The 12357-nt window shown below is 66.8% G+C and carries 14 protein-coding genes; 8 read left to right on the top strand and 6 right to left on the bottom strand.

Annotated elements, in window-relative coordinates:
- Nucleotides 1–103: 103 nt before the first annotated feature.
- Nucleotides 104–2353 carry a S1 family peptidase gene (locus J2X01_RS21555; protein WP_310062477.1) on the top strand — a complete coding sequence of 750 codons (2250 nt, stop codon included), beginning with the start codon at nucleotides 104–106 and terminating at the stop codon, nucleotides 2351–2353.
- A 35-nt stretch (nucleotides 2354–2388) separates the two neighbouring features.
- Here the strand turns inward: J2X01_RS21555 and J2X01_RS21550 are convergent, their stop codons facing one another.
- The 3 genes from J2X01_RS21550 to J2X01_RS21540 all read right to left on the bottom strand — a co-directional run bounded on the left by J2X01_RS21550 (nucleotide 2389) and on the right by J2X01_RS21540 (nucleotide 5103).
- Nucleotides 2389–3597 carry a globin domain-containing protein gene (locus J2X01_RS21550; protein ID WP_310062474.1) on the bottom strand — a complete coding sequence of 403 codons (1209 nt, stop codon included), beginning with the start codon at nucleotides 3595–3597 and terminating at the stop codon, nucleotides 2389–2391.
- Nucleotides 3598–3798: 201 nt separating this feature from the next.
- The gene (locus tag J2X01_RS21545) at nucleotides 3799–4515 is read right to left on the bottom strand and encodes a DUF4397 domain-containing protein (protein WP_310062472.1); all 717 of its coding nucleotides are present in this window, start codon (nucleotides 4513–4515) and stop codon (nucleotides 3799–3801) included.
- Nucleotides 4516–4686: 171 nt separating this feature from the next.
- Entirely contained in the window at nucleotides 4687–5103 is a 417-nt protein-coding gene (locus J2X01_RS21540; protein WP_310062469.1) for a PaaI family thioesterase, read from the bottom strand.
- 164 nt (nucleotides 5104–5267) lie between these two features.
- On the opposite strand from J2X01_RS21540, the gene paaZ reads away from it, so the two are divergent.
- Both paaZ and J2X01_RS21530 read left to right on the top strand, forming a co-directional pair.
- A complete protein-coding gene (gene paaZ / locus J2X01_RS21535; protein WP_310062466.1) occupies nucleotides 5268–7379 on the top strand; it encodes a phenylacetic acid degradation bifunctional protein PaaZ in 2112 nt (703 codons plus the stop codon).
- Between the two features lie 142 nt (nucleotides 7380–7521).
- Entirely contained in the window at nucleotides 7522–7929 is a 408-nt protein-coding gene (locus J2X01_RS21530; RefSeq protein WP_310062464.1) for a VOC family protein, read from the top strand.
- 118 nt (nucleotides 7930–8047) lie between these two features.
- On the opposite strand, the gene J2X01_RS21525 is transcribed toward J2X01_RS21530, so the two are convergent.
- The 3 genes from J2X01_RS21525 to J2X01_RS21515 are packed head-to-tail and all read right to left on the bottom strand — an operon-like array spanning nucleotide 8048 to nucleotide 9637.
- On the bottom strand, nucleotides 8048–8443 hold the full coding sequence (locus tag J2X01_RS21525; RefSeq protein ID WP_310062463.1) for an Asp23/Gls24 family envelope stress response protein: 396 nt from the start codon (nucleotides 8441–8443) through the stop codon (nucleotides 8048–8050).
- Nucleotides 8436–9050 (bottom strand): Asp23/Gls24 family envelope stress response protein, encoded by a 615-nt coding sequence (locus J2X01_RS21520; RefSeq protein ID WP_310062460.1) that lies wholly within the window; start codon nucleotides 9048–9050, stop codon nucleotides 8436–8438. The genes J2X01_RS21525 and J2X01_RS21520 overlap by 8 nt, the downstream gene beginning before the upstream one ends.
- A complete protein-coding gene (locus tag J2X01_RS21515) occupies nucleotides 9041–9637 on the bottom strand; it encodes an RNA polymerase sigma factor (RefSeq protein WP_310062458.1) in 597 nt (198 codons plus the stop codon). The genes J2X01_RS21520 and J2X01_RS21515 overlap by 10 nt, the downstream gene beginning before the upstream one ends.
- 194 nt (nucleotides 9638–9831) lie before the next feature.
- On the opposite strand from J2X01_RS21515, the gene J2X01_RS21510 reads away from it, so the two are divergent.
- Genes J2X01_RS21510 through J2X01_RS21490 form a run of 5 tightly spaced genes read left to right on the top strand, consistent with a single transcriptional unit; the run spans nucleotide 9832 to nucleotide 12270 of the window.
- A complete protein-coding gene (locus J2X01_RS21510; RefSeq protein ID WP_310062456.1) occupies nucleotides 9832–10335 on the top strand; it encodes an Asp23/Gls24 family envelope stress response protein in 504 nt (167 codons plus the stop codon).
- Between the two features lie 56 nt (nucleotides 10336–10391).
- Nucleotides 10392–10571, top strand: coding sequence for a hypothetical protein (locus J2X01_RS21505; RefSeq protein ID WP_310062454.1), 180 nt, complete (start codon nucleotides 10392–10394; stop codon nucleotides 10569–10571).
- On the top strand, nucleotides 10568–11017 hold the full coding sequence (locus tag J2X01_RS21500; RefSeq protein ID WP_310062451.1) for an Asp23/Gls24 family envelope stress response protein: 450 nt from the start codon (nucleotides 10568–10570) through the stop codon (nucleotides 11015–11017). Before J2X01_RS21505 ends, J2X01_RS21500 begins: the two co-directional genes overlap by 4 nt.
- Nucleotides 11014–11604, top strand: coding sequence for a DUF6286 domain-containing protein (locus J2X01_RS21495; protein WP_310062449.1), 591 nt, complete (start codon nucleotides 11014–11016; stop codon nucleotides 11602–11604). Before J2X01_RS21500 ends, J2X01_RS21495 begins: the two co-directional genes overlap by 4 nt.
- 48 nt (nucleotides 11605–11652) lie before the next feature.
- On the top strand, nucleotides 11653–12270 hold the full coding sequence (locus J2X01_RS21490) for an Asp23/Gls24 family envelope stress response protein (RefSeq protein WP_310062444.1): 618 nt from the start codon (nucleotides 11653–11655) through the stop codon (nucleotides 12268–12270).
- Nucleotides 12271–12357: the final 87 nt, after the last annotated feature.

The raw sequence follows: 12357 nt of genomic DNA, 5'->3' as shown, positions 1-12357 counted from the left end.
CTCCCATCTTCATGACCACCGGAGGCTCCATGTCGCCTCCGGACACCCACACGCTGGCCCCGACCACAGGCAGGTCATCTCATTTTCGGACTAGAGTAACCGAGTGAAGACTCCGAAGTATCAGCTGACAGTGCGGGCGGTGGCGGCCGCGGCCATCGCGCTCGCCGGATCGTTCTCCGCCGTTCCTGCACTGGCCGAAGCCGGGGGGAGCGAACCCGCACCTGCAGCGTCGCCCGGGGCGCCGCCGGTGGCGCCGTCGGCTGCGGCGCAGCTGGCACCGTCGGGGGCTCCGGAAATCAGCGATGTCGGACTCGCGGAGGCCGTCCGGCGCGACCTGGGGATGACCCTCGAGGGGTTCAACGCCGCAGGCCAGCTGGCCAGGACCGCCGCCGACGCCGTTCCTTCCCTCCGGGAGCTCCCCGGCTACGTCGGCACCCGCCTGCGTGACGGCAGGATCGTCGTCGAAGGCAGCGGCGCGGAATTGCAGGCCCGGGTGGATGAACTGAACGGGCCCGGAACCGCGGGCGCGTTCGACCTCACCGCCCCGGCAACTGAACGCGCCGTGGATCCCACGGCAGTTCCCGCGAAGGTCCCCTCCGCAGCGGATCTGGTGGCCTCGAACACGGATCAGCTGTTCCAGGCGTATGTCAGCGAGGTGGGGCCAGCCGGGCTGCAGGCCGTGGCCTACTCCGGCGGCCGCTTCATCATCCGCACCGGCGGGACCAACGCGGCTGAAGCCGGCGTGTCCCAGGCCCCGGACCAGCAAACCCCGCCCGCCGCCGTCGTACCGAGCCCTTCCGCGGCGCCCGGCAAGACCTCCCCGGCCGACTTCGTGGCCCGCTACGCCAACGTCCAGCTCGAGCAGGGGTCCCCGGCCACCACCGAAGCGGATGTCTACGGCGGAGAGGGCTACGCCATCGACCGGCGGACCATCTGCTCCACCGGTTTCGGCGCCTTCAGCGCGGCCGGACTGCCGCTGGTGCTGACCGCGGGACACTGCACCGAGGACGGCACAGCCCGGATCACCGAACTCGAACCGCCGACCTCTGCCACCGCGGGCGGGTCAGCCCCCCTGCCGGGGACACTCGTTCCGCTCGGCAGCTTCGGGTTCAGCCAGTTCGGCGGACCGCTCAACTCCTGGATCTCTGGCACGGAAGAAGCCCCCGGCAACGTGGGGACCGACATCGCCGTCATCGAGGGACTCAACGGCGGACTGGATCTCCAGGCCGCAGCGACCACGTGGGCCGACGCCGCGAACCCGGGCGCCACCGCCGTAAAAATCATTGGCACGGTTGCCCCGTTCCAGGGCCAGGAAGTGTGCCGCTCCGGACGGACCGCCGGCTGGTCCTGCGGCCAGGTGGAGGAAACGGGCATCTACGTGGTGGGCGGACGAACCACCGCAGCAGGGGACCTGCGCGCTTTCCGCGGTTTCCTCTCCAGGAACGTCCAGTCCAGCGGGGGAGATTCCGGCGGACCGTGGATCAGCGGCAACTTCGCCGTGGGCACCCATTCGGCCGGCGAGACTTCCGGGGCAAACTTCGCCATCGCGACGACCCTCGAGGACGCCCTCACCAAGTTCCCGACCGCCGTGCAGCTCCAGCTCTTCCTGAACAAGCCCGAGCTTGCGGGCCCGGAAGACCGGACCTTCAAGGCGGGGCAACCCATCACCGGCCGGGTCCCGGCGGCCCCGGCATCGGCCGTAGCCGTCAACTCGAAAGTGCGCGTCACGGTCGGCCAGCAGACGGTCGAGTTGCCGGTCGACGCGGCCGGCAACTGGGCATACCCCGCCCCCGAGACCACCGGCCCGCTGACCCTGACTGCCGAGACGGTGAACGGATTCAGCCACTCGGGCGCCGTCGCCCTGGCCGTCACGGTCACAGCCCTGGACGCACCGGTGATCACCACCCCGACCGAAGGCGCGGCGCTGACGTCCGTCACCAGCATCGGCGGCACCGGAACCCCCGGGCTCACCGTGAAACTCACCGGCGACCTCAGCGGCTCAGCAGTCGTCGGACCCGACGGCGACTGGACCATCCCCGTCGATGAGGCCGCCCCTGGCAGCTACTCCATCCGTGCCGTCCAAACGTCGCGCGGCGAGGCGGACAGTTCCGCCGCCACGCGGAACTTCACCGTTGGCGCGCCGGCCGTTGTCCCGGCGGAACCCGCCGCACCGCCCGTGGAACCGGCAGCGCCCGGGAACCCGGCCGCCCTGCCCCCCGTGCTTCCGGCAGGCTCCGGCCAACTGCCGGACACCGGCGCCGGTCCGCTGCTCCCGACGGCGGGACTCGCCGGCGGCGCCATCCTCCTGGGCGGCGTCCTGCTGGCCGCCGCCCGGCGTCGAACGGTCCGCTAGCTACTGCCGGGGTGCCCGGCACCCCGGCAGCCGCCCTACTGGAAGTCAGCCAGCCAGAGGTCCGGGCCGAACACCTCGTACTGGATGTCCTTAGCCGGGACGCCGCCGGCCACCAGCGCACTCCGGACCGACTTCAGGAATGGCAGGGGACCGCAAAGGTAGTACTCGGCGTCGTCGGGAAGGTCCACGGCCCCGACGTCCATGAAGCCGGAGAACTCGGATCCGGACGCTGACCCGCCCGGAGTGGGATTAAGGAACCAGGTCTTCAAAGTCCCGTCCGGCAAGGCCGCCAGATCCTCCCCGACCTGCCCGCGGAGCGGGAAGGATGCCTGGCTGTCATCAGCGTGCAGCATGATCACCTGGCGCTGGGAGCCGGACTTGACCAGGTGCGAGAGCATCCCGGCCATCGGCGTGATCCCGATCCCGGCGCTGGCCAGGACCAGGGGCCGGTCCGTGTACTCCAGCACCACGTCGCCGAAGGGCGCTGAGAGCACCACCTCGTCGCCCACCTGGACCTCATTGTGGAGCAGATTGGACATCTCGCCGTCGGGAGTCTCGAGTCCGTGGACCCGCTTTACCGCGAACTGGCGGTGCTGCCCGTCGTCGGCCTTGGTGAGGCTGTACTGCCGGGGCTGGTGCACGCCGTCGTGCATGCGCATCTTGATCGTGACGTACTGCCCGGGCAGGGACGGCTTAACCTCTCGCTCATCGATCCGCTCGACCACGAACCGGACGACGTCGTCCGTCTCCTGGATCTTCTCGGCCACCCGCCAGGTCCGCCAGATCGTGTCGGGGCTGAGGTGCACCGCGTTGTACAGGCCCCGCTCCTTGTTGATGAGCATGTTCGCCATCAGCCAGTAGACCTCGTCCCACGCCGCGGCAACATCGGGTGTCACGGCATCCCCGAGCACGTCCACGATGGCCCACATCAGGTTGTCATGGACAATCTGGTACTGGTCGGGCCTCAACCCCAGCGAGACGTGCTTGTGGGCGACCCGGGACAGCAGATGGTCCGGCACCTCGTCCACGTTGTCGACCAGCAGCCCCGCGAACGCCGCGATGGAACCGGCGAGTGCCTGCTGCTGGCGGCCGTCCGCCTGATTCCCGCGGTTGAAGAGTCCATCGAGCAAATCCGGCCGCGCCTCGAACATGTGTTTGTAGAAGCGCTTGGCGATCTCCTCGATGTGCTCGCCCACAACAGGCAGCGTTGCCTTGATGACGGGAAGTGAGGTGTCTGAAAGCATGGTGGATCCCTTCCGTGCGACCGGTAATACCCAGCGGTGTCGGCTGAATCAGCACTTCCACGCTAACAGTCAGGCCCCGGGGCCCACCGGGTCCATCGGCCCTACGTCAAAGGGCGGGGCAGGTGTAGGCCTGACCAGCAGCGCATGCCTTGTGGCAGGTGCGCTGCCGTCAGGCCCGTCCCGCAGATCCGGCCGGCCGGCTCAGTTGTCGTGGCCGCGCCACTTGGCCGAGTCGACTACCTGGACGGCAACGCCGAGGGTGTCGTCTGCCAGGCTGCCCCAGGCATACACAACCGTGTTCTTGCCCTTCGTCACCGGAACATCCGCCGGGCCGATCAGCGGCTCGGTGGTGCCGGCGGCCGCAACCGAGGCAGACACCGTTCCGGCCTTCAGCGTCAGCACCTCCTGCTCGGGGTTCGTCAGGTCCTCGATGACCGCGGTTTCGCCGGCCAGGACGTCGACGGCGGGCGCTGCTGCCACGTGCCGGACGGTCAGCTTGCCCTGGCCCTTGGGGCTGGCCGAGGTGTCGTTCTTGAACAGCGTGGCGGTGGGCGCCCCGGTGGCGTCCAGGTGCGCCACGGCGGTGTAGTCCCGGCCCTCCTCGAGGTGGACCTTGACCGGGCCGATCACCGGGTTGTCGGCGCTGGTGGCGTCCGCGGCCGTGATGGCGATCTTGTAGCTGCCATCGTCGAGCTTGAGCGGGCCTGCAAGGGTTCCAGGCTCGAAATTGTCCAGGGTGAGCTTGCCGTTCACCCAAACATCCACGGTCACGCCAGGGACGCCGTGCAGGACGGACAGGAGGGCGTCGTCGCTGTGGTGTCCGCCGTCGTCGTGCTTCCCGCCGGCCTGGGCCGGGGCAGCGAACGTGAGCGCGGCCAGCATCGACAGGGCCCCGGCTGCATAAACGGTTTTGCGCATTTCAAACTCCTCGTTGAGTTGCCCGGATCCGGGCGGTGATTTGCTTACACCGTTACTACCGGCCGGGACCCCTCTTTGGATGCACCGGCCGGACCTTTGCTCCCGTGCCCGCCCCGGGCTCGCCAGGAAAGCTCCGGGTGCGTCCGGCTGAACCCGGTCCAGGGTCCAGGCTCAGGCCTTGCGGTCCAGCAGCAGGTTGGTGATCCGCAGGGTGCAGAGCCGCTCTCCGGCCGCATTGGTGATCAGCACGTCGTGGGTGGTGAGAGTGCCGCCGAGATAGATGGGGGTGGCCGTGATCGTGATGAGCCCTTCGCGGGCGGACTTGTGGTGCGTGGCGGAGACATCGACGCCGACGGCGGTCTTGCCCAGGGTGCTGGCGTGGATGACCGCGGCCCAGGAGCCCACCGCTTCCCCGACCGCCAGCGAGGCGCCGCCGTGCAGCAGCCCGAAGGACTGCCGGTTGCCTTCCACCGGCATGGTGGCGACCACCCGCTCGACGGATTCCTCGATGATCTTCACGCCCATTTTCTCGTCGAGTTCCCCAAGGGTGATCTTCCACAGCTCGGCATTCCGGGGCTCCGGCGTCATAACATTCTCCTCTTTTGGCCGGAAATCCAAGGGCTCAGGCCGGACAGGGCCGCCGCAGCTAGTGTGCGGCAGGCCTCATTCATGTACTGTGGACATATTACCGAACGGACGGTCAGTAATGCTGGCCGTGTTGATCTTGCCCCCGTTGGAAGGACCCGTCAACGATGACCACCACTGCAACTGCTCCGGAACCCACAGTAGACACTGTCGAGATCGTTCCCAGCTTCATCCGGGATTCCTGGTGGACGCCCGACGCCGGCGCCGCCGCCGGTGCCGCGTCCGTCCTCGACGCCAGCACCGGCGAACTTCTCGCCAAGGTAAGCACCGAAGGACTGGACCTCGCCGCCGTCGTGGATTACGGACGCACCACCGGCCAGGCGGAACTCGGGAAACTGACCTTCCACCAGCGCGCGCTCAAGCTCAAGGAACTGGCGCAGTACCTCAACGGCCGCCGCGAGGAGTTCTACGTGCTCTCGGCCCAGACCGGCGCCACCAAGATCGACTCGATGGTCGACATCGACGGCGGCATCGGCGTGCTCTTCACGTTCGGCTCCAAGGGCCGGCGCGAACTCCCCAACTCCCAGGTGATTGTGGACGGCCCGATGGAGGTGCTGTCCAAGGACGGTTCCTTCGCCGGCGAACACATCTACACCCGGGTCCCGGGCGTCGCCGTGCAGATCAACGCCTTCAACTTCCCGGTGTGGGGCATGCTCGAGAAGTTCGCCCCCGCCTTCATCGCCGGCGTGCCCACGATCGTCAAGCCCGCAACCCCCACCGGCTACGTCACCGCCGCCGTCGTCAAGGCGATCATCGAATCCGGCATCCTGCCCAAGGGGTCCCTGCAGCTGATTTCCGGCTCGGTCCGCACCATGCTGGACCACCTCGACTACCGCGACATCGTGGCCTTCACCGGCTCGGCCTCCACCGCCAACACGCTCAAGTCCCACGCCAACGTGGTCAAGGGCGGGGTCCGCTTCACCTCGGAAACCGACTCCCTGAACGCCTCGATCCTGGGCCCGGACGCCGTCAAGGGCACCCCGGAGTTCGACGCCTTCATCAAGTCCCTCGTCACCGAGATGACGGCCAAGGCCGGCCAGAAGTGCACCTCGATCCGCCGGGCCATCGTGCCGCAGGAGCTGGTGCAGGACGTCGTCGCCGCCGTGGGCGAGCGGATCCAGGAGCGTATTGTCTTGGGTGACCCGCGCGCCGAAGGCGTCAACATGGGCGCCCTGGCGTCCCTGGAGCAGCTCGCCGATGTGCGTGCAGCCGTTCAGTCCATGCTCGACGCCGGCGGCGAACTTGCGTACGGCACGCTCGATTCGCCGAAGGTCACCAGCGCGGACGGGACCGTCGGCGTCGTCGAAGATGGCGCATTTATGTCCCCCGTGCTGCTGAGCTGGGCGGATCCGGAAGCCGAAGAGGTCCACTCGCTGGAGGCCTTCGGCCCGGTGTCCTCGGTGATCGGCTACACGGACCTGGCCGACGCCGTCCGCCTCGCCGCCCGCGGCGGCGGCTCGCTCGTCGCCTCGGTCTGCACCAACGATCCCGACGTCGCCCGCGAACTCGTCACCGGCATCGCCGCCCATCACGGCCGTGTGCACATGCTCAACCGTGAGGACGCACGCAGCTCCACCGGCCACGGTTCACCGGTCCCGCACCTGGTCCACGGCGGCCCGGGCCGCGCCGGCGGCGGCGAGGAGCTCGGCGGCATCCGCTCCGTCCTGCACCACATGCAGCGCACGGCCATCCAGGGCTCACCGAACATGCTGACCGCCGTCACCGGCATCTGGCACACCGGAGCCGACCGCAACTTCACGATCGAGACCGAAGGCCAGCACCCGTTCCGGAAGCACCTGAGCACCCTGCACATCGGTGACGCGATGCAGTCCGGGCTGCGCGAAGTGACCCTGGACGAGATCACGAAATTCGCGAACTCTACCGGCGACACCTTCTACGCCCACACCAACCAGGCGGCCGCCGAGGCCAACCCGTTCTTCCCGGGCATCGTGGCGCACGGTTACTTGCTGCTGGCCTGGGGTGCCGGGCTGTTCGTGGAGCCCGCGCCGGGTCCGGTGCTGGCCAACTATGGACTCGAAAGCCTGCGCTTTATCACTCCGGTGGCCGCCGGTGACTCGATCCGCGTCACCCTGACCGCCAAGAAGATCACCCCGCGCGAGACCGACGAATACGGCGAGGTGGCCTGGGACGCCGTCCTGACCAACCAGAACGACGAAATCGTGGCCACCTACGACGTCCTTACCCTCGTGGAGAAGTAACCCCACTCCGCACCCCGCCGAGGTGAGAATTCGCGCCCAGTGTCCTCGCGGACTTGGGCGTGGAGTCTCACCTCGGCGCGTATATTGGCCAACTCTTTCAGCACCGCACCGGCGTAAAATTCTTCACGTAGGAGGTGGCGAAATGACCCTAGTTCTAAACAAAGCCACAACCGTCCTGCCAGTCGATGATGTCGAGCGCGCCCACCGCTTCTACGCGGAAACCCTGGGCCTCCCGCTCCGCGGCAAGGCAGACGACGGAAGCGAACTATATGGCAGCGAAGGCGGCCCCATGCTGCAGTTGATGCCGGTCAGGGACGGAAAGCATTCCGAGCACACGACCCTGAGTTTTGAAGTCTCCGAGATCGAGCGGACCGTCCAGGAGATGGAAGCCAAGGGCGTCCAGTTCCAGGACTACGACCAGCCGGACCTGAAGACCGAAAACCACATTTGTACAACCGATTCCGAGAAGTGCGCCTGGTTCATGGACACCGAGCACAACATCCTCTGCGTCCACGAGAACATCACCACGGTGGCTGACTACCAGCTCTAGCCGGCAGCACCCCCAGAAACAGCGTCCCGGCCTGCCGGGGCGCTGTTCTGTTGCTCGGGGGAGGCCGCCGTCGGCCCACTCGCCGGAAGCCAGCCGTCGCCGTCGGCCGGGGGCGGGTTTACCGCTTTGTGGTGCCGCTGTGGGGTTCTATGGCGAGGATGGTGATATCGATCGTGCCGGGGGTGAGACCGGTGTGGCTGATGCTTTCACGCACACGTTGTTGAACTGTTTCGGCGACGTTGAGGGCGGTGTAGGCGATGTCGGTGGCAATATCGAGGTGGACGTGTGCGGTGCCGTCGCTGATTGTCGCCGTGACGCCGTTGTGCCGGTAGGTGCCGTTTTGGCTGCGGGGATTGCGGAGATTTTGCAGGGCGGCGGGGCCGAGCCGGGCGAGGAAGCCTTGGACGGTGGGTTCAATTCTGAGGACTCCGGGTGTTTCCAGCGCGGTGCGGGTGGCGATGGAGGCGATGAGCCGGCTGGTGATGATGGAGCCTTGGACGGATTGGTCAGACATCGTAAAGGTCTTCCACGGTGATGTTGACGATTCCGGCGCCAATACCGACGCCGGCCGGAATCGCGTTGCTGATCTCGTGCCGCAGCGCCTCCATGGTGCGGGGGATGACAATGCCCGGGGCGGCGGCCACGCGAAGATTAACGATGAGGCGAGGACCGGCACCGATGGCGGTACCGGTGGTTTCTGACGGTTGGTCCTCGCCGGGCAGGCCGGCGGTGGCCGTGCGTATTTCGATGCGGCAGCCTCGTGAGTGGACGCCGGGGATTGCTGTTGCGGCGAACCGGATGAGGGAGCTCAGGGCCTGTTCGCTGATCGCCGTGGTGCCGTTGGCCGCGCTGCGCAGGAGGATTCTGCTGCCGCCGCGGACTTCCGCGCGGGCCACGTCCATGATGGCGTTTTTGATGCCGGGACGGGGTTTCAGGGCGGGGTTGTGAAGATCGCTTTCGCGCAGTAGACGGGTTTCTTCACTTAGTCCTTGCAGCCGGGTTCTGGCCTTTTGGCAGTGTTCGCAATGTTCTTCGTGTGCGGTGGGTGGCCGGTCGATCGTGCCCCAGATGCGGTCGATGCTTCGGCCGCAGCCGAGCCGGGGGATGTCCTCTAGCGCCATTGGCTCATCCCTTCTGCTATCTGGTGCCGTGCCCGGGCGAGTGTGCCTCGAACTGCTGCGGGGCTGATCTTCAGTGTGACACCAATCTCGGCATAACTGCGTCCGTGCATTTCCCGCAGCAGCCAGCAGGCCCGCTGTGCCGGGGGAAGCGTTTTCAGCACTGCGGTCAGGCCATCTTGTTCGGCGGACCATTCAGCCTCTTGGGCCGGATCCATTGCAGCCTGCACCGCGCGGCAGCCGGCTTCGGGAATGGTCCCCATGTTCTCCAAGTCGATGATGTCCTCGGCATGGGCGGACCGCTTGCGCAGCAGGTCCAGGCATTTGTTCGTCGCCAGCCGGTAGATCCAGCCACCGAAAGCATCGACATCAGCGAGCATGGGAAGACCGCGCCAGCTTGTTGTCAGGGTCTCCTGCACGATATCTTCGGCCTGGCCATGGTCGTTGAGCATCCGATACGCCAGCCGAAAGAGTCTGTTCTGATAAGTGAGCACCAGGTGTTCGAATGCTGCCAGGTCGCCGTCCTGGGCCCGGGCGACGATACTCCCCTCGTCCAGGTCAGGTTCGAAGCCGGGGTCATGATCACCCATGCGCTGTCCATCCCGTCCGGTTACGTACCCGTGCCCTGGCCCCAATATGCCACAGCCAGGCAACGCCGGGAACCGAACCGAGGTTCTGCGGCCCAGTGAGGAAAAATAATCCGCGCCATCACGTGACGATTCCTGTCGGGCTTCGTCTTTATCGGTGTAAGCACGATCATCAGTCCCACGAGGAGATGTTTTCCATGACAGAGACACCCAGGACCCCCGGAGCTTCCAGCGGCGTCATGACCACACCCGAGGAGCAGAAGCACGGCAGCGCGCTGGAACAACTGAAGGCGAGGGACGCACTGCACACCGATCGCGGCGACACCACAATCGAGGAAACCGTAGTGCAGAAGCTGGCTGGCATGGCCACCCGCGAGGTTCCCGGCGTGTACGCCATGGGCAGTGCCGGCCGGCGCGCGTTTAGCGCCCTGACCGAACGCATTCCCGGGTCCCAGACCAATGTCAGCGGTGGCGTCACCGTGGAAAAGGGCGAACGCCAGGCGGCCGTCGATGTCTCAATCGTCATCGAGTACGGATACTCCGTGGTGGAGGTCAGCCAGGGGATCCGCCGCAACATCATTCAGTCCGTGGAGCGCGCCACCGGACTGGAAGTCCTCGAAGTGAACATTAATGTCACCGATGTCCACCTGCCCGACGACGAGCACGAAGACCAGCAGGTCCAGAAGACCCAACTGCAGTAACCACCCGTCAATGTGTCCTCCGCCAAGGGGAACGGGACGATGAGGAAAGGATGGCCATGTCTACTACACGTTGGTGCCTGACGATAGGTCTGGTTCTGGGAATCGTCCTGGGCTTCGGCGGCTGGCTGGCGCTGCTGGCCGCGGCGATCCTCGGACTCCTCGGCCTGCTGGTCGGCCGGGTCGTGGAAGGAAAACTCGACTTGCAGGCCCTGTTCGGTAGAGCATCGAGCCGATGAACCCTCAAGGAGCCCACGCCCTGCCCGGCCCCAGGCCCGAGCACGCCCTGCCCGAGGCCGGGCCCGGGGCAGGGGACGGGGCCGAGGACTTCGGCGAGACGGGCGGGCGGGGGCAGACCGTCCTGGCGGCCAGGGTGATCGAGAAAATCGCCTCCCAGGTGGTTAGCGACGAATCAGCCGCCGGCGGATTCCTGGGCATCGGAACCCGCCCTGGTTTGTCCGCCCGGCCGAAGGCATCCGTGGAACTCTCCGGGAACATCGCGACCTTAAGCGTGGAGGTCGGGATGCTGTATCCGGTGCCGTTACGCCAGGCCACCGACGCCCTGCGCCGGCGGATCAGGACCAGGGTGACGGAGTTGACCGGAGTTGACGTCCGCCAGATCGATATCAGGATCTCGTGGCTGAGCACCGCCGCCGACACCAGCGGACGAAGGAAGCTGCTGTGAGCCGGCACGACCGACGGCCCACGCGCCTGCGGCACCGGCCCAGCCGCGCCGTCCCGGCACTCATCGCCGGCATCCTGCTCCTGGCCGTCGGCGTCGTCCTCGTCTGGCTGGCCATCAGCCGGCTGGTCAACGGCACGTGGCCCGCCCTGCTGCAGGGACCATACGACTGGCTCGCCGCGTTGGCGTGGAACGACCCCGCCGTACGGCAGATTGGGATAGCCGCCATCGTGGCCGGGGTGATCCTGTTACTGTGCGCCATCATTCCCGGAGGGTTTACGGCCCTCACCATCGAAGATTCCGGCGCTGCCGGCGCCGGAGATGAGGTGCCGCCGGTGCAGGAGCAGGAAACCGTGATGACCCGCAGTGCCGTAGCCCGCCTGGCGAAAGCCCGGTGCCTGCAGATCGACGGCGTCGACACGGTTAAGGCGACAGCCAGCACCCAGCGCGTACGCCTGAGCGTGACGACATACCTGCATGAGCCAGGCGACCTGCGCGCCAGAATCACGGACGCTGTCCGTGCCCGTCTGGAAGAAACCGGGCTCTCCCCGGTTCCGCAGGTTACCGCCACGGTCCGGTCCCGAGACTAAGACCATTTCGCGCGCCCGCCGCAGCGACTGATTGAAGGATGGTTTCCGATGAGACAGACCGCAGGAACCCTGAACCGGATCTGGCTGTCAGTCCTCGGCATCCTTTTACTGGCGGCCGGCACCGCACTGCTCCTGCAGGCCAACGGGACGTTGCATGCTCTTTTTAACACCGCCCCCGCTTGGACGTCCGTCGTCACAGGTGATCTGGCCGCGCTCTTCGCGGCTGACTCGGTGGCGGCCATCATGCTGATCATCGGAGTCATCATCGGCGTGCTGGGGCTGCTGTGGATCATCGCCCAGATCCCAAGGAAAAACAGGGCAGGCGCCTATCGCCTCCATGACGAGGGCAGTCCGGAATTCACCGTCTGCGACCCGTCCGTCCTCGCTGCAGCCGTCGAAAAGCAGATCAACACCCTGCCGGGTGTCGTCACCTCCGCGGCCCGGCTGCGAGGAACAGCCAGGGCCCCCGAGCTGAGCCTCAAGCTGACGGTCAATGACAGGGCCGACGTCCAGGACCTCATCCACCGCATCCAAACATCCACCCTGGCCGAACTCTCCTACGCCCTGGAAGCGCCGCTGCAGCGCAGCCAGCTGCAGATCGACATCAGCGGACGGACCCAAAGCACCGGAACCGTTGTGCGTTCCACCGGCACCGTGGTCCGCTAGTCCGAAAATGAGATGACCTGCCTGTGGTCGGGGCCAGCGTGTGGGTGTCCGGAGGCGACATGGAGCCTCCGGTGGTCATGAAGATGG

It is taken from the genome of Arthrobacter ginsengisoli (assembly GCF_031456935.1).
Classification (GTDB): Bacteria; Actinomycetota; Actinomycetes; order Actinomycetales; family Micrococcaceae; genus Arthrobacter; species Arthrobacter ginsengisoli.
The sequence above is the reverse complement of the archived record's forward strand: the minus strand, read 5'-3'. Positions and strand labels throughout refer to the sequence as shown.